Raw genomic sequence first — 16742 nt, forward strand, 5'->3', positions numbered from 1 at the left:
CCAACTTAGCAAGACACTGAAATCAACCATTTAGGTGCATACGCACCGCAATAACGCACTATAAAAGTGCGAAAATTACCACAAAAGCACTATTTTGGTGCCTCGCACCAGCGCGGAACAAGATAAACCGTTTTTTGCTGAATTTAACCGCGTAATTATTTAAGCCAGATTCTCACCTAAGCAGCAGTATCTTGCAATGTATACAAACATTTTTATTTGTAACTCACCGTCCCTGACGCAGAGTTATTTAATCAGCTTAAGATGGAAATATTAGAGTATCAGCTACTTAGAATAACAACTAAAGGCAAAATATCGCTTGATTCGCTTTTACACCTAATGCAAAAAGTTTAGGTAAAAAAGTCATGCCAAGCGATTAGGCGGTACCACCCACGGTGAGCTTGTCGATTTTTAATGTTGGTTGACCAACACCTACGGGTACACTCTGACCTTCCTTACCGCAGTTGCCAACACCAGTATCCAACTGCAAATCATTGGCAACCATACTGATTCGATTCATCACTTCTGGGCCATTACCGATTAGCGTCGCACCTTTCACCGGGCGCGTGACTTTACCGTTTTCAATTAAATAGGCTTCACTGCTTGAGAACACAAATTTTCCGGAAGTGATATCAACCTGTCCGCCGCCAAAATTCACGGCATAAATACCATTTTTAACAGAAGCGATGATTTCTTCTGCATCATGTTCGCCCGGCAACATATAGGTATTGGTCATGCGTGGCATCGGGAGGTGTGCATAAGATTCACGACGACCATTACCGGTTGGTCGCATCCCCATTAGACGAGCATTTAACTTATCTTGCATGTAACCAGTTAACCGTCCATTTTCGATCAGTGTTGTCGATTCTGTTGGTGTACCTTCATCATCAACCGTTAATGATCCCCGCAAGTCTTGCAGAGTGCCATCATCCACCACGGTGCAAAGTGAAGATGCGACTTGCTCACCAATACGACCAGAAAATGTTGAACTACCGCGGCGATTGAAATCACCTTCTAGTCCATGCCCTACAGCTTCATGGAGTAATACGCCAGGCCAGCCAGAAGCTAATACTACCGGCATGCTGCCTGCAGGTGCGTCAACTGCTTCTAAGTTTACTAATGCTTGTCTTACCGCTTCTTTGGCATAAGTCTTAGGCATGTCGTTATCAGCAAAAAATGCATAATCTAAACGACGGCCACCACCCGCACTGCCTCTTTCACGGCGGCCATTAGATTCGACGATAACACTGACATTCATTCGAATTAACGGGCGGATATCAGTCGCTAAAGTACCATCACTGGCCATCACCAAGATTTGGTCAACTTCACCAGCTAAACTTACCGTGACTCGTTTAACTCTCGGGTCTTCAGCTCTTGCTGCAATATCAGCAGCACGAAGTAATTCAAGCTTGGCATCAGCTGACATAGTCGAGATAGGATCAATGTTTTGATAAAACTGTGGCGCACATACTTTTGTTGGTACTTTCAGCTTTGCTTGTTGACCGCTTTTAACGACAGCTTGCGCCGCTTCACACGCTTTTAACAAAGCGGTTTTATTGAGCTCATCAGAATAAGCAAAACCAGTTTTTTCGCCGCTGCAAGCGCGAACACCAACGCCTTGATCTAAATGGAAACCGCCATCTTTAATGATGCCGTCCTCAAGCAGCCAGTTTTCAGCACGGGAACGCTGGAAATATAAATCAGCGTAATCAACCCCCGGGCGTAATGTGGCGCCTAAAGCTTGCTGTAAATCTGCTAACTGCAATTCTGCAGGTTGCAGCAACTCACTGTTTAAAATGTCGAAATAACTTGCAGTCATTAACTATCGCACAGAGTTCAAAAACAAAAGATGATAACAGACATTAAGGTTGCTCAGCTGTTTGCAGCTTCATATTCGGCGAATCCCAAGGCCCGGTTAATTGATAACGATACGTAATGATATCGACAATTTCTCTATCGAATAAATTGCTCGCTAATTTATCAACGAGAAAAATAGCGGTTCCCACGCCCAAGCCAATGGGGCCACCAGCCACAGCACCCGCAAGAGGTAATGTCGATGAAACACTAGGGGTTATCTGTACTGTTTGATTATAGGTGCGATCTACTAGGTTTATCGGACCTGTGACACTAATTAATGCACTGTCACCACGCATTTGCAAATTATTCGTAGTCGCCAAACCATCTTTAAAATCAAAGCGACCATTTATCCGGCTAAAACCAAAACCTGAGCCAAACAAATCACTAAAGTCTAACGCTAAGCGTCTGGGGATCGCTGTAAAACTCATCAAACCAAATATGCGGCCAGCAGCCCCCGGCTCAACTTCAGTTAATTCACCTCTACCGACATCAAGCTGCATCTCGCCAATTAAGTTATTAAAACTGAAATCCAATGGAGAACCCGACCATTTCACCTCAGTTTCAACATTCACTTGCCGAGCTGAAATTGACGGCTGATAACCGAGCTCCGTAAACAAACCAGCTAAGTCATCACTATTAACTTGTAACTTAAGGTCCGTATGATCACCTTGGTCAGTTCGGCGCCAATCACCATTAGCTTGCGCTTGTAATGCTTCTGATTGCAATGTGGCTGACACTAACTGCCAACGTAAGCCTTGTCTCAATGCCTCGGCTTGCAGGTGACCAAGCTTCATTTCATCGATGGTGAGCGCGTCAATATTGAGGTTAAAGCTTGGCCATAAGTCTGGTTTGGTGTGTGACTTTTCACCAGCTAGAGCATCATCAGGCAACGCCATCGTAACAAAGTCAAAATTTAGCGAAGGAATATCACCACTGTTGTTTGGCCAAATCACATCACCTTTCAACTGCTCTGCGGATATGGCTATCTGCCATAGTTCTGGCTGTTTTTGAGCGGTTACTGATACATCATTGAACTGCCAGTCCTGCCAATCAAGTTTCGCTGCTGTAAAAACAATAACATCTGGTTGGAAAGCACTATCCTGCGTATTACCACTATTTTCTTGCCACCATTTTTGCCAGTCTGAGATAGATAGGCTGTCGAAACTACCCGTCATAGCGATACCTTGATTAGGTAATTCAGCACGTTGTTGACCAATAGCGATGCCAGCTCTGACATCTTCGTTAGCAAATTCAACAGCAGCGGTTAACCACTCATCGAGATGGATATCAATCAACACTTTATCTTCAGGATGAATGGTGACGTCTAAAGGCAATGATTGTCTTGTTGCTTTGTTAAATGGCTCAGGTAAATCGATAGCAACACCTTGTAAATCAGTCAACAAACCAACAGCAACATTAAAGTCACCTGGTTGGGTTTCTGCAATATCGATATTTGCCTGAATATCACTGTTACCTGAAATACCATCCGGTAAATCAAGCTGCCAACGATTAGCTAGCTCGGCAACATTAAATGCACTATTCACTTGAATACGGGTATTACCCTCAAACGGCATGATATCGACCTTGGCTGGATGACCAGCAAAATTCGCAGCCACATTTTCAGCTGATAACCCATCATTATCAAAATGTATCTGACCGGCCACGTCAGTAAACTCGACTTCTGGCATAGCTTCAAGGAGCAACCCATTACCTGAAAGCAGGATTTCACCATTTACTTCAGTTGCATCGGGATCTAACAATGGCACCATTAAATTGAGTTCTAATTGGTTGTTATTCGATAAACTTAGCCAATCTGCAATCGGACCAAAGCGAGATGCTAGCGGGCTATTTTTCAAAAACAGTAACCCTTGTTGTGCCGGCCCGTTAAGCAAACCATCAACCGTTAAAATGGGTTGGCCGTTCACTAAATTGGTGATGTTTGCATTGACGTTATTAAAGTTAAATCCAGCAGTTTGTCCGCTCGTTGCATTAATAACTAAATCGTTTCCTGAGCCATATATTTGACCATCTACCGATACAAGGTTTGGCCAATCATTCCCATAGTTAAGCTCAACATCATTCACCGACATTTGCATACTGAACGAACCCGCATCAGGTTGTTCATCAAATGGAAACGCTTGCGGGTTACCTTTTAGGGTTAACTCTGCCTGTTCCACTCGTCCTGCGACAAAAGCGGTACGCGCCCATCTCAAAAACTGAGGCTCAAGAACGCGTTCGGGTACATAAGCTAACCAGTTTGCAGCGTTGAAGTCGTCAATATTGAGACGAAGATCGGCATCCAGGGAGTCAGCTTTATCAAGTCTACCGGCGACACTGACGTTTAAATCATCATTCACCAACTGCAAACTACTGATATTTAATTCGCCACCTTGGTTCTTAATCTGCCACTGAAAACCACCACGAATTGAATCTAAATACACACTCTCAGCTAACCAAGCTTGAGCATAAACACCTACATCTCGGCTATCGACTTGGGCATCAATAAGATCTTGATCCCAATTGAGTGAAAAACTGAGCCCTGATATGCCGGGAATGTCGCCATTCTGTTGAAAACCGAGCTCATTTACGTTTGCTTTGGCAAGCTGAACTTGTTGGTTGTTATCGACAATGAGATGTAAATCATAGACATCTCCCACTGGTGCGAAGCTTTTCAGCCAAGCAGGCGCCGCATCACTTAAGCTCACAGCAGCAGTAATATCACTTAATCGCAAATAGTTACTTTGCAGTTCAACTTGTTGGGCATCATCTTGCTGTGCGCGCAACTGTACCTCAGGCCATACTTGGCCATTTACCGCCATATTCAATGACTGTAAGTCTAGCTGCCAACGTTTGCCGATTTGTAACCAATTAAACTGCGTATCAAGACTGTCTATTTGAACTGGGGATGGTTGCTCACCTGAACTTTCAGCATTTAATAGCTGATAAAAACTGCCATTTTGTAATTTCACCAAACCACTGGCAGAAATTTCATCCTCTTGCTTACTCACTGAGACTTTGAGATCTGCTCGTCCCTGCAGGACACCAATACTCGTTACAAACCGATTATCTAGGAGTGTCGCTAATTGCAGCTCGCTGCCATTAACTAGCATTTCCCAAGCTGAAAAATTACCGCCATCACGTTTTACTTCACCATTGACTGATAAAGCTTGTCCCAAATGCTGGGGTAAAATCAGATCAATATCGGCTGACACCCAATCACCTGATTGGTTTAAATCAGCATATTGAAGTTGATAGAAACCGCCAAAATTTGGATTGATAGCATCTTGATAGTCCAGCGAAATACTTTGTAATCGCAAGTGTTCAAGATCATCAAAAACTGACTGCCAAGTGGTGTTTGAGTCTTTTTTTTCGGGTTGCCAATCAAGATTACGAACTGAGAACTGTCCATCAGCATCTCGCATGACGGCCAATTGCAGACCACTAATACTCACCGTATCAATCACGGGTTGCTGCTGCTCAATGCTTTTTAGCACGTCAGCACCAACATATAGTGACACCAATCGAAAAATTGGCCGCTCACTCCCCTGCGTCATGACGTTCACATCAGCAAGCATTAGCTTTGGAATGAAATCTAACCAATATAAACTCGCTTCACCGACTTCAATTTGATAGCCAGTGCGCTCACTCGCCCACGCAGCAATTTCATCTTTACGTTCGGCAACCGCTTTTGAAAGCCATGCACCGCTTCCAATCAGCAGCAGAATGATTGCCGCGGTTATCCCAGCAATAATAACGAGCTGCTTACCAGCAACATGTAAGCTCTTACGCAGTAAAGACATCCTACATCAACACCACGTTATACTGCTCTCGCCCATACTGGGGTTCATTTTGAAAACGAATCGGTTTACCAATCAGTTGTTCGAGCTCGGCGACTTTGGTTGAATCTTCATCATTTAAACGATCGATAACATCTTGTGATGCAAGCACTAAAAATTGCCGAGATTCGTACTGCTTAGACTCTCGCAGGATTTCACGGAAAATTTCATAGCAAACCGTTTCAACATTTTTCGTATAGCCTTTACCCTGACAGCTTGCACAAGGCTCACAAAGAATATGCCCTAGACTTTCACGTGTTCTTTTACGTGTCATCTCTACCAGCCCAAGTTCAGACACGGCGCTGATATTGTGTTTAGCTCTATCCTGCTGCATCGCTTTTTCAAGTGTGCGAAGAACTTGCTCACGATGATTAGCCTCTTCCATATCGATAAAGTCGATAATGATAATGCCGCCGAGGTTACGAACACGTAACTGTCTTGCAATAGCATGGGCTGCTTCGAGGTTGGTTTTAAAAATCGTTTCTTCGAGATTTTTATGTCCGACAAAACCACCGGTATTGACGTCCACCGTGGTCATCGCTTCTGTTTGATCAAAAATCAGATAACCACCTGACTTTAGCGGCACTTTTCGTTCAAGCGCTTTTTGAATTTCGTCTTCGACACTGAACAAATCAAATAACGGTCGCGAGCCTTGATACCATTCGAGACGCTCTTGGCACTCAGGCATAACACTTTCAGCAAAGCCTTTTGCAGCCTCGAAACTATCCAAGGCATCAATACGAATACGCTCAATTTCTGGTGAGAATAAATCGCGTAATGCTCTTAAAGCGAGTGGCAAATCTTCATAAAGTGCTTGGCCACATTTCAGCGTTTTTCGCCGCTCATTTAACTGCTGCCAAAGCCGGTGTAAAAACTTTAAATCAGCCGCGATTTCAAACTCACTGACACCCTCAGCAGCTGTTCGCAAAATATAACCACCACTATCAATAGGTAGTTTTGCTTGTAAACAGCTTTTTAGCCGTTCACGTTCTTCCTCACCCTCAATTTTCAGAGAGATCCCAATGCCTTCGGTTTCAGGCATATAAACGAGATAACGAGAGGACACCGACAATTGTGTGGTCAGCCTCGCGCCTTTACTGCCCATCGGATCCTTGATGACTTGGACTAGCAGCTCCTGCCCTTCACGTAACAAGCTGGTGATAGAAGGTACGACGGAACTGGCTTCTAAATCTCCCGTTTGTCCCTTTGGGATTGAAATATCTGAAGCATGTAAAAAAGCTGCACGACTTAAACCAATTTCGACAAAAGCGGCCTGCATGCCCGGTAAAACACGACAAACTTTGCCTTTATAAATATTGCCGACAAGACCACGTGATTCACTGCGTTCAATAAATACTTCCTGCAACACGCCATTATCAACGACCGCAGCCCGAGTTTCACTCGGCGTAACATTTATTAACAGTTCACTGCTCATCCGCTAAACATTCCTGCAACAATTGACGTGTTTCAAATAAAGGTAAACCCATGATGCCTGAAAAACTACCATCAATATGCTCGATAAATTGTGCTGCCAAGCCCTGTACGGCATAACTACCGGCCTTATCACGACCTTCGCCTGTCGCAATATACCATTCGATATCAGCACCACTGAGATTGGCAAAACGTACCTGATTTAATTGACAACGAACAGTAATGTTTTTATTCGTAGCAAGAACAACTGAGCTTAAAACTTGATGTTGTCTACCGGAGAGTTGCTGCAAAAACGTTTTTGCTTGCTCATCGTCGGTAGGTTTTCCAAAAATAGTATCGTCAACAATGACAGCAGTATCAGCAGCCAAAATTGGACGATAAACTAAATCCGAACGAGATTGGAGCAATGACAAACCGGCTTTAGCTTTATCAACAGCAACCCTTTGGACATAGTCTGCCGCTAACTCACCCGCCAGCACCGACTCATCGACAGAAACAGATAAGACATCAAATTGCACGCCTATTTGGCTTAATAATTCTCGTCTGCGCGGTGAGCCAGATGCTAAATATATCGAAGGTAATTTCATGCGCGGTGATAGGGGTGATTTTGCAGCACCGTCCAAGCTCGATAAAGTTGTTCAGCTAATAACACTCTGACCAATGGATGCGGCAAGGTCAGGTTAGACAAAGACCAACTTTGATTCGCTCGTTGTAAACAGCTGGGATCCAAACCATCTGGCCCGCCGATTAATAAACACACATCTGAACCGAGTTGCTGCCAAGCGGCGAGTTGCTCAGCCAATTGCGGCGTGCTCCAAGGTTTACCGGGCACATCCAGCGCAACAACATGATCGCTACTGTCGATATGGGTGAGGATGCGTTTTCCTTCATCTTGCATCCATTGTTGTGGTTGACTGGTTTTACCGCGTTTAGAGGGAGCAATTTCTGTTAATTGCAGACTACAGTCACGAGGCAATCTTCGAGCGTATTCCTGATAACCATCATTAACCCACTGCGGCATTTTTTGGCCGACAGCGAGTAACTTTAACTTCATTCACTATCAGCCGATGCCGCCTGGACGTTTTCAACACGCCAGAGTTTTTCAAGGTTATAGGTTGCTCTGGTAGGTGCAGTCATAACATGTGTGATGACATCACCTAAATCAACCAGCGCCCACTCACCGATGTCTTCACCTTCAACACCTAATGGCATGACACCAGCAGCTTTTGCTTGGACAACGACTTCATTCGCTAATGCTTTTACTTGGCGAGTTGATTTACCTGTTGCGATAATCATAAAGTCGGTTACATCAGTCATACCCGTTACATCTAATACGGTAATGTCTTCAGCCTTGATGTCTTCTAAGGCATCAATAACCAGTAATTTCAGTTGCTCAGCCTGCATCGGCGACTCCGTTAATTTAATAGTAAATAGTTTAGCGCATGTCAGCGCCGACGTCTGTGTCGGTATGAGCGCCCGGTAAAAATTGCGAGGTTTTTCCCGTTAAATAATAAACTGCCAGTCCAAGCCATTCTCTTAAAGCAAGTTCCAGCGTCTCTAAGTGCGCAAATAACGCGATATCAAATTGGCGCTCGGCTGACCTTTGACTTCGGTAATCAACTGGATATGGAATGACATTTAAACCAAGTCGCTGAGTGATACCGATGGTGCGAGGCATATGAAATGCCGAGGTTACCAATAAATATTGGCCTGATTTGTTAGGTAATATTTGGGTTAAGTTTTTGATATTTTCAAATGTATTACGACTATTTTGTTCAATTCGGATCTGCGTCTCTGGCACACCCGCCATATCCAGTAACCGTCGATGAATCTCAGCAACTTGTTGATGGCTAGCCACACTTAATTTGTTACTACCACCACTCACCCAGACGATTTTATCGGGATAATGTTTTGCTAATACCGCAGCAGCAAGATAACGATCACCACCGTCACCCATTTGTGGCAATTGCCAACTCGTCGAAGACTGTAATTGTTCTCCACCACCTAAAACAATGATGCCATCAATGTCGTTTGGTAATTCGGTTGGCGCTGAGAATCGTGCTTCTAGTTTCTCAAGCAGTACATCACCCATGGGATAAGTCATTAGTACAACAACGGCTAAACATAACCCAAGTAATAATTTTTGGGCGGCTTTAAGATAACCTGCGTACAAAAGCACTAAGGTCAGTAACAATAACCAGCCAAATAATGTGGTTGGGCTAATAAAGCTCCAAGCGAGTTTGGTAACAACAAAAAACAATTCATCCATTAAGATTTAGCCGGATAAAACCCAAGTTGCTCAATGACTGTTAATACTGCTTCAGGTATTAAATATTTTACTGACTGGCCAGCAGCGCGTTGCGCCCGAATATCTGTGGCAGAAATAGCGAGGGCTGTGACAGCTAAAGGCCAGATTTTGCCAAATGCCAGTTGATTATCTTCAGATTGCGCTTGATGCTCAGAAAACCAAGCCTGTAAAGAATCTGAAAGCGTTAATACTTCACCCGCACGTTGTATGACGACAATATGGGCGAGAGTCAAAATCTCAGTCCAACGAGACCACGTTTCAATTTGGCGAAAAGCATCTGTCCCCAAAATCAAATAGATGGGATTATCGGGATACTCTTCACGCAAACTTAGCAAAGTATCAACGCTGTAAGATGGCCCTTCGCGTTGTAACTCACGGTCATCTACGATGAGTTCATCCGTAGTTTTAACCGCAAGCTCTAACAATAATCGCCGCTCAGCAGCTTTAAGTTGTGGTTGTGTACGGTGCGGCGGCACATGACAAGGCATGAGCCGCACATGATCTAAATCAAGCTGATGACAAACTTCAAGTGCGCTTCGTAAATGGCCAATATGGACAGGGTCAAACGTCCCACCAAAAACACCAATTCCGGGTAATTTATCGACGGATTTGACCACTACCCAACACTATCCATTTTTGTGATGTTAAACCATTCAAGCCGACAGGCCCTCTGGCATGCAATTTATCTGTTGAGATCCCAATTTCAGCGCCGAGCCCATATTCAAAACCATCGGCAAAACGCGTCGACGCATTCACCATGACCGAGCTAGAGTCTACTTCACGTAAAAAACGACGAGCTTTATCGTAATTTTGCGTCACTATACTCTCGGTATGTCCTGAGCTGTGGCGATGAATATGTTCCATCGCGGCATCCAGACTATCCACAATCTTAATAGCCAAGATTTTATCGAGATATTCGGTATCCCAATCTTCTTCTGTTGCCGCAACTGCATCAGACAAAATAGCCACAGTTTGGGCACAGCCGCGTAACTCGACACCTTCTTCTTTAAAACGTGCAGCAATGCTTGGTAATGCTTGTTTGGCGATATTTTTGTGAACTAAAAGTGTCTCCATGGCATTACACACGCCATAGCGATGACTCTTTGCATTAAAAGCAATTTCTTCTGCCATTTGGATATCTGCTTCGTCATCAATATAGACATGGCAAATACCATCAAGGTGTTTAATAACAGGGACTCGAGCGTCTTTGCTGATTCGCTCAATCAGACTTTTACCACCGCGTGGCACAATGACATCAACATACTCAGGCATGGTAATAAGTTCACCAACCGCAGCACGATCTGTTGTTTCAACCACCTGAATCGCTGACTCTGGCAAATCGGCTAGTTTTAGCCCTTCTTTGATACAAGCAGCAATTGCTTGATTTGAATACATCGCCTCACTACCACCACGCAAAATAGTGGCATTTCCTGACTTAAGGCATAAACCTGCCGCATCAGCAGTCACATTAGGACGTGACTCATAAATAATGCCAATGACACCTAATGGCACCCGCATTTGTCCCAATTGAATACCTGAAGGACGGTAATTCATATTGCTGATCTCACCAACTGGATCTGGCAAGTTCGCAATTTGCTCAAGTCCCTCGGCCATTCCCTCAATACGCGCATCCGTCAGCGTTAAACGATCTAATAACGCGGCATCTAATCCTTTTGCTTTACCGGCAGCCAGATCTTTTGCATTTTCTTGTTTAAGCGTTTCCGCTGAGGCACGAATTGCAGCAGCCATCGCAATCAATGCGGTGTTTTTTTGATCGGTGCCAGCTCGGGCAAGTGCGCGACTCGCCTCTCTTGCTTGCTGACCTAATGCCTGCATGTATTGCGTAATATCCACTTTAAATCCTCTTAACCTTCCTGTTTAGGAGACTTTGTCCAACAGGTTAACTGCTGCCATTTGTAGGCACAGCCTTTCGAGTAACCGCCAGCCATTATCGCTATCGTTATAACCTTTAGCGGCTTTATCAATTTCAGTCAGTTGGCCAACAAATCCTAACCAACGTCTTGGCGGATGACGTTTAATGGTTTGCATCGTTTGAGCACGCATATTCTCCCACACAGGGGGGCGCATCTGACTGAAAACCTGCTGACTAGACAAACCACTGGCTAATTGTTGAGCCATATCTGCAAATCGTTGCACAGACCAAGATACGGCGGAGAACACGGCCATCAAGTCATTTCCCTCAGCACGAAGAGAACTCAACATTCTCGGTATTTTATCCGCTTGGCCTTGCTGAATCACATCCATTAAACCAAAAGCTTCAAAACGTGCACTATCCGCGACGCTTTCTGTCACTAATTTCTCGTCAACAACATTATCGGCTGCTAACAAAGCAAGTTTATCTATTTCTTGAGCGGCGGCGAATAGGTTTCCCTCTAATCGCTGAGCTAATAATGTTGCCACTGCCGGACTTGCTTTCAGCCCCTTTGCCGTCAGTCTCTGTTGTATCCATCGGGGTAATTGCTCAATCGCAACTGACCAAACTGGCAACGTGATACCAGCTTTATCTAACGCTAAATACCATTTGGCTTTTTGTTGACGGCTATCGAGCTTACCGCTAATTAAAAGCAATGCGGAATCCGAATTGGCTTGCTCAGCAAAACGTCTTAACCATTCACCGCCCTCTTTTCCCGGTGCACCACCTGGCAAACGTACTTCAATGAGCTTTTTACTGGCGAACAAAGATAAACTGGCATCAGCTTTATCAATTTGCTGCCAGTCAAAACGACCATCTGCATGCCAAACATCACGCTCCAAGAAATCCTGAGCCTTGGCTGCTCGGCGAAGAGCATCGGCAGCTTCTTCAACCAACAACGCTTCATCGCCAGAAATTACCGTAACGCGTGGTAGTCCAGACTGAAGTTGCTGATGAAGTTGTTCAACTCTGAGGCGCATGCGCCAGGTTTAATCCAATGCCGATAAACGACGCAAAATAGCTTGGCTAAGCTGCTCGTACATTTCTTGACGTAACAACTCTTCTTCGGCATCTCGCCCCAGCATTTGTTGCGGGTCAAATTGATAATCTCGGCGCGCCTCAAAAAATTCGTTTTCAATTAGCTTATTTTGGTTGGCATCACTGACATCAAACTCAACCTCCAAAATCAGCTCATACTCAGCGACTTTAGCCGTTTGAACACCGACAGTCATGACTCGTCTTTGTAGGCGGTTACGGGTAAAGCTCATCAATGCCGCTCCTTCACGATAATCACTGACCACCGTAATACCATTTCGCGTTAAAGTACGCTTCAGGTTTAAGCCAAATTCATCGCGAATATTCACGCCCTGAATATAAATTGTTTTGACCGTGTCAGGTACGCTAGCCGCACCACGCAACTGAAAACCACAAGCCATCAACATTGCCGCCAAGATGCTGACGAGGCTTAATTTGAAGACTTGCTTTATTTGCATGGCATTTTTCCTTTTAAATCAGCCAACCACAATATTGACCAGACGACCTGGCACAACAATGATTTTACGTACTGTATTGCCCTCAATAAATTTTTGGGCGTTTTCATCGGCAACAGCCAATGCTTCAATATCAGCCTGACTGGCTGAACTTGATACAGAAAGTTTTGAACGTAGCTTACCATTGACTTGAATCATCAACTCAATTTGATCTTGTACTAATGCTTCACTGTCGACTTTTGGCCATGCAGCATTGACTACAGCATCTTCATGACCCAATTGCTGCCACAAAGCATGACTGATGTGCGGCGTTATCGGCGATAACATTAATACTGCTAACTCTAAGACCTCTTGGCGAACTGTTTTTGCAGCAGTATCTGTTTCGCTAAACTTGCCTAATGCGTTTAACAATTCCATTACTGCGGCAATCGCTGTATTAAAGGTATGGCGACGACCTAAGTCATCTGTCACTTTTTGCAGGGTTTGATGCGCCAAACGTCTTACATCTGCCGCTGCAGTTGAAAGTTCAGCAGGTAAAGCTTCTGATGCTAAACCCGTTTCAACATGTTCTTGAACAGCACGCCATAACCGTTTTAAGAATCGGCTCGCACCATCAACGGCACTATCTGACCACTCAAGGGATAATTCTGGCGGTGCAGCAAACATCATGAATAAGCGCGCCGTATCAGCACCGTATTGGTCAATTAATGCTTGCGGATCGACTGTATTGCCCTTTGACTTAGACATTTTGGCACCATCTTTTAACACCATGCCTTGCGTCAACAAGTTTTTGAAAGGCTCATCACCTTTCACCAAGCCTTCGTCACGCATCAATTTATGGAAGAATCGTGCGTACAGTAGATGCAATACCGCATGCTCAATACCACCTATGTACTGATCTACTGGCAACCAGTGATTTGCCCGTTCATCCAGCATAGCTTGATCATTATCGGCACTGGTAAATCGTGCGTAGTACCAAGATGATTCAAAGAAGGTATCGAATGTGTCCGTTTCACGTTTGGCAGGTTTGCCGCACGTTGGGCAACTGCATTCGTAAAACTCAGGCATCGACTTAATCGGTGATCCAGAACCATCAACAACAACATTTTCTGGCAGCAAAACTGGTAAATCAGGCTCAGGTACAGGTACCGCACCACAGTCATCACAATAAATAACGGGAATTGGCGTACCCCAATAACGTTGACGCGAAACGCCCCAGTCGCGCAGACGATAATTTACTTTCCGCTCAGCTTTATCCTGTTGTGCCAAGAAATCAGCTATAGCATCAAACGACTGTTGGAAATCTAAACCGTCGAACTGGTCAGAATTCACTAACGTGCCTTTTTCTACAAAGGCGGCTTTAGTTAAGTCGACATCACTGTTATCAACAGGTTGAATGACCTGTTGAATAGGTAAGTTATATTTAGTTGCAAACTCATAGTCACGCTGATCATGAGCCGGTACAGACATCACGGCACCGGTGCCGTAGCCCATTAGGACAAAGTTGGCGATCCAAATCGGGACATGTTTACCCGTAACCGGATGCTCAGCAAATAATCCTGTTGCGATACCGCGTTTTTCTGCGGTTTCTAACGCCGCTTCTGACGTACCAGTTTGTTTGCACGACTCAATAAACGCATGTAATTCCGGATTATTTTCTGCTGCAGCCAATGCCAATGGATGTTCAGCGGCAACGGCAACGTAACTGACTCCCATTAAAGTATCTGGACGTGTTGTGTAAACCGATAAGACTTCCGTTGAATCAACAACTGGGAAGTTAATTTGTAAACCTTCAGAGCGACCAATCCAGTTTGCCTGCATGGTTTTGACCTGTTCAGGCCAACCATCAAGTTGATCCAGATCTGCTAACAATTGGTCAGCGTAATCGGTGATTTTCATAAACCACTGAGGAATTTCACGACGTTCTACCTTGGTATCACAACGCCAGCAGCAGCCATCGATAACCTGCTCATTAGCTAATACCGTATTGTCGTGTGGACACCAGTTTACTGCGGCAGTTTTGTTGTAAACCAAACCTTTCTTTAGCAGCCGAACAAATAACCATTGTTCCCAGCGGTAATAATCAGGTTTACAGGTCGCAATTTCACGATCCCAATCATAGCCAAGACCAAGACGCTGTAGCTGTGAGCGCATGTAATCAATGTTTTGATATGTCCACTCAGCAGGTGCCACTTTATTTTTAATTGCGGCATTTTCAGCAGGCAGACCAAAAGCATCCCAGCCCATAGGTTGCAGCACATTTTTGCCCTGCATTCGCTGGAATCGAGAAATCACATCACCAATGGTGTAGTTACGCACATGGCCCATGTGCAGTTGGCCACTTGGGTAAGGAAACATTGAGAGACAGTAAAACTTCTCACGTGAAGGATCTTCCACAGCACGAAAAGTTTGCTGGTCGCGCCAGAATTCTTGGGCACTGGCTTCAATAGTCTCAGGACGGTATTCGGTCGACATGGTCACTCTTACAATGGGATTTTTAAAGCGCTAAAGGATACCCTAGCCGCAGGCAGTCATAAAGCACTGGTCGTGCTTTTCGATGATGACTTTGAATGGATGCTTTGCCGCACAAACAAAAACAGCGGCAAAAGCCGCTGTTAGTTTTTCATTTTAAGTAACGCTTCAGACCTTAAAGTCTTCCAGTTTGCGGCCATTTTTGAGTTCATCATTAAGCCAAATTGGGCGTTTACCAAATCCTTTCCATGTTTTGCTGGGGTCTTGAGGATGACGATATTTCACGGCACTTTCTGAGCGAGGTTTACGACTCGCTGACATTGATACCCGCATGTTTTTAGCAACTGCTGATAAAGCTTCTGCAGGGGTTACTTTTTTTTGTTTGGCAAGCTCACGAACAGCATCCGCAACAGCAATAACATCTGAGTCTTTACTATTTAACTCGGTTGTTTTTTTTGTTTTAAGTTTTTTGATTTGCTTTTTCGACTGATTAATAAGTTTTTGTAATTCTTGTTCAGACAAACCATTTAAATCTAATGCAGCAAACTTTGTCATTACGTACTTGCCTTTTAATTTATCAAAACTATTTACTAATCATAACTTTGTGAAAAATAAATTTAAAGGCCTTACTTGCTTGCTGACACCAGAATTTCGTATTTCTTGTAAAGCTGGTCGTGTGTTTCAACGTTGTCAGGATCTTTAGGAATACAATCAACAGGGCAAACTTCAACACATTGCGGTGTATCAAAGTGACCGACACACTCTGTACATAATTCAGGATCGATGACGTAGATCTCCTCACCCTGAGAAATCGCACCATTAGGACATTCTGGTTCACAAACGTCGCAGTTAATGCATTCATCAGTAATAAACAGGGACATACTCGCTCCGGAAAGTTAAATATAAAAACTTATAGATCATAGCTTTAATCCGATTTTTCTGCCAGAAAATCCGTAAAAGCTTGTTGTACACATGGGGCGACAAATTGCGATACATCGCCACCTAATAAACCAATTTGACGCACTAAACTTGAAGATACAAATGTGTATTGTTCAGCTGGTGCCAAAAACAAAGTTTCGACTTCCACATGTAAACGGCGATTAATAGCGGCTAATTGAACTTCGTATTCAAAGTCGGAAACAGCACGTAAACCACGAATAATAACGTTCGCTTGTTTTGATGCTGCAAAATCAACTAATAAACCGCTAAAGCCAACGACTTCGACGTTTGGTAAATCAGCTAATGTGGATTTTGCTAATGCCACTCTTTTATCCAAACTAAATAAGCATTTTTTACCCGTATCTGCCGCCACAGCCACGATAACTTTTTCAAATAAGCGGCTGGCGCGATGCACTAAATCAGTATGACCAAGTGTGACCGGATCAAAAGTACCTGGATAAATCGCCGTAATTGCCATT

At 44.2% G+C, this 16742-nt stretch carries 15 protein-coding genes; all 15 read right to left on the minus strand.

The annotated features are described in order from the left end of the window. Nucleotides 1–373 precede the first annotated feature (373 nt). The gene (gene tldD / locus OMP94_RS07395; protein ID WP_266277642.1) at nucleotides 374–1816 is read right to left on the minus strand and encodes a metalloprotease TldD; all 1443 of its coding nucleotides are present in this window, start codon (nucleotides 1814–1816) and stop codon (nucleotides 374–376) included. A gap of 43 nt (nucleotides 1817–1859) precedes the next feature. After that, nucleotides 1860–5654 carry a YhdP family protein gene (locus OMP94_RS07400; RefSeq protein ID WP_266277643.1) on the minus strand — a complete coding sequence of 1265 codons (3795 nt, stop codon included), beginning with the start codon at nucleotides 5652–5654 and terminating at the stop codon, nucleotides 1860–1862. A 1-nt stretch (nucleotide 5655) separates the two neighbouring features. Next, nucleotides 5656–7125: a ribonuclease G gene (gene rng / locus OMP94_RS07405; RefSeq protein WP_266277644.1), complete on the minus strand. Its 1470-nt coding sequence runs from the start codon at nucleotides 7123–7125 to the stop codon at nucleotides 5656–5658. Beyond that, nucleotides 7115–7708, minus strand: coding sequence for a Maf family protein (locus tag OMP94_RS07410; RefSeq protein ID WP_266277645.1), 594 nt, complete (start codon nucleotides 7706–7708; stop codon nucleotides 7115–7117). The genes rng and OMP94_RS07410 overlap by 11 nt, the downstream gene beginning before the upstream one ends. Beyond that, the gene (gene rlmH, locus OMP94_RS07415; protein WP_266277646.1) at nucleotides 7705–8175 is read right to left on the minus strand and encodes a 23S rRNA (pseudouridine(1915)-N(3))-methyltransferase RlmH; all 471 of its coding nucleotides are present in this window, start codon (nucleotides 8173–8175) and stop codon (nucleotides 7705–7707) included. The genes OMP94_RS07410 and rlmH overlap by 4 nt, the downstream gene beginning before the upstream one ends. Further along, complete coding sequence (gene rsfS / locus OMP94_RS07420) at nucleotides 8172–8525, minus strand: ribosome silencing factor (RefSeq protein ID WP_266277647.1); 354 nt, start codon at nucleotides 8523–8525, stop codon at nucleotides 8172–8174. The genes rlmH and rsfS overlap by 4 nt, the downstream gene beginning before the upstream one ends. Before the next feature lie 31 nt (nucleotides 8526–8556). Then, entirely contained in the window at nucleotides 8557–9390 is an 834-nt protein-coding gene (locus tag OMP94_RS07425; RefSeq protein ID WP_266277648.1) for a YdcF family protein, read from the minus strand. Next, nucleotides 9390–10046, minus strand: a complete 657-nt coding sequence (gene nadD / locus OMP94_RS07430) for a nicotinate-nucleotide adenylyltransferase (RefSeq protein ID WP_266277649.1) — start codon at nucleotides 10044–10046, stop codon at nucleotides 9390–9392. Before nadD ends, OMP94_RS07425 begins: the two co-directional genes overlap by 1 nt. Continuing rightward, on the minus strand, nucleotides 10027–11283 hold the full coding sequence (locus tag OMP94_RS07435) for a glutamate-5-semialdehyde dehydrogenase (protein ID WP_266277650.1): 1257 nt from the start codon (nucleotides 11281–11283) through the stop codon (nucleotides 10027–10029). Before OMP94_RS07435 ends, nadD begins: the two co-directional genes overlap by 20 nt. 24 nt (nucleotides 11284–11307) lie before the next feature. Next, nucleotides 11308–12342 (minus strand): DNA polymerase III subunit delta, encoded by a 1035-nt coding sequence (holA, locus tag OMP94_RS07440; protein ID WP_266277651.1) that lies wholly within the window; start codon nucleotides 12340–12342, stop codon nucleotides 11308–11310. A 9-nt stretch (nucleotides 12343–12351) separates the two neighbouring features. Continuing rightward, nucleotides 12352–12855 carry an LPS assembly lipoprotein LptE gene (gene lptE / locus OMP94_RS07445; protein WP_266277652.1) on the minus strand — a complete coding sequence of 168 codons (504 nt, stop codon included), beginning with the start codon at nucleotides 12853–12855 and terminating at the stop codon, nucleotides 12352–12354. A gap of 18 nt (nucleotides 12856–12873) precedes the next feature. Continuing rightward, nucleotides 12874–15327 carry a leucine--tRNA ligase gene (gene leuS, locus OMP94_RS07450; RefSeq protein WP_266277653.1) on the minus strand — a complete coding sequence of 818 codons (2454 nt, stop codon included), beginning with the start codon at nucleotides 15325–15327 and terminating at the stop codon, nucleotides 12874–12876. A gap of 165 nt (nucleotides 15328–15492) precedes the next feature. Next, nucleotides 15493–15879: an H-NS histone family protein gene (locus OMP94_RS07455; RefSeq protein WP_266277654.1), complete on the minus strand. Its 387-nt coding sequence runs from the start codon at nucleotides 15877–15879 to the stop codon at nucleotides 15493–15495. Between the two features lie 71 nt (nucleotides 15880–15950). Beyond that, nucleotides 15951–16205 (minus strand): YfhL family 4Fe-4S dicluster ferredoxin, encoded by a 255-nt coding sequence (locus tag OMP94_RS07460; protein ID WP_266277655.1) that lies wholly within the window; start codon nucleotides 16203–16205, stop codon nucleotides 15951–15953. A 44-nt stretch (nucleotides 16206–16249) separates the two neighbouring features. Next, complete coding sequence (gene coaD, locus OMP94_RS07465) at nucleotides 16250–16741, minus strand: pantetheine-phosphate adenylyltransferase (RefSeq protein ID WP_266277656.1); 492 nt, start codon at nucleotides 16739–16741, stop codon at nucleotides 16250–16252. Nucleotide 16742: the final 1 nt, after the last annotated feature.

The sequence above is a fragment of the Methylophaga sp. OBS3 genome (genome assembly GCF_026319325.1).
GTDB lineage: Bacteria > Pseudomonadota > Gammaproteobacteria > Nitrosococcales > Methylophagaceae > Methylophaga.

Bases quoted from the DNA above. Each gene is read 5' to 3' on its own strand.
- tldD (WP_266277642.1), bottom strand. From the start codon at position 1,816: ATGACTGCAAGTTATTTCGACATTTTAAACAGTGAGTTGCTGCAACCT.
- OMP94_RS07400 (WP_266277643.1), bottom strand. From the start codon at position 5,654: ATGTCTTTACTGCGTAAGAGCTTACATGTTGCTGGTAAGCAGCTCGTT.
- rng (WP_266277644.1), bottom strand. From the start codon at position 7,125: ATGAGCAGTGAACTGTTAATAAATGTTACGCCGAGTGAAACTCGGGCT.
- OMP94_RS07410 (WP_266277645.1), bottom strand. From the start codon at position 7,708: ATGAAATTACCTTCGATATATTTAGCATCTGGCTCACCGCGCAGACGA.
- rlmH (WP_266277646.1), bottom strand. From the start codon at position 8,175: ATGAAGTTAAAGTTACTCGCTGTCGGCCAAAAAATGCCGCAGTGGGTT.
- rsfS (WP_266277647.1), bottom strand. From the start codon at position 8,525: ATGCAGGCTGAGCAACTGAAATTACTGGTTATTGATGCCTTAGAAGAC.
- OMP94_RS07425 (WP_266277648.1), bottom strand. From the start codon at position 9,390: ATGGATGAATTGTTTTTTGTTGTTACCAAACTCGCTTGGAGCTTTATT.
- holA (WP_266277651.1), bottom strand. From the start codon at position 12,342: ATGCGCCTCAGAGTTGAACAACTTCATCAGCAACTTCAGTCTGGACTA.
- lptE (WP_266277652.1), bottom strand. From the start codon at position 12,855: ATGCAAATAAAGCAAGTCTTCAAATTAAGCCTCGTCAGCATCTTGGCG.
- leuS (WP_266277653.1), bottom strand. From the start codon at position 15,327: ATGTCGACCGAATACCGTCCTGAGACTATTGAAGCCAGTGCCCAAGAA.
- OMP94_RS07455 (WP_266277654.1), bottom strand. From the start codon at position 15,879: ATGACAAAGTTTGCTGCATTAGATTTAAATGGTTTGTCTGAACAAGAA.
- OMP94_RS07460 (WP_266277655.1), bottom strand. From the start codon at position 16,205: ATGTCCCTGTTTATTACTGATGAATGCATTAACTGCGACGTTTGTGAA.
- coaD (WP_266277656.1), bottom strand. From the start codon at position 16,741: ATGGCAATTACGGCGATTTATCCAGGTACTTTTGATCCGGTCACACTT.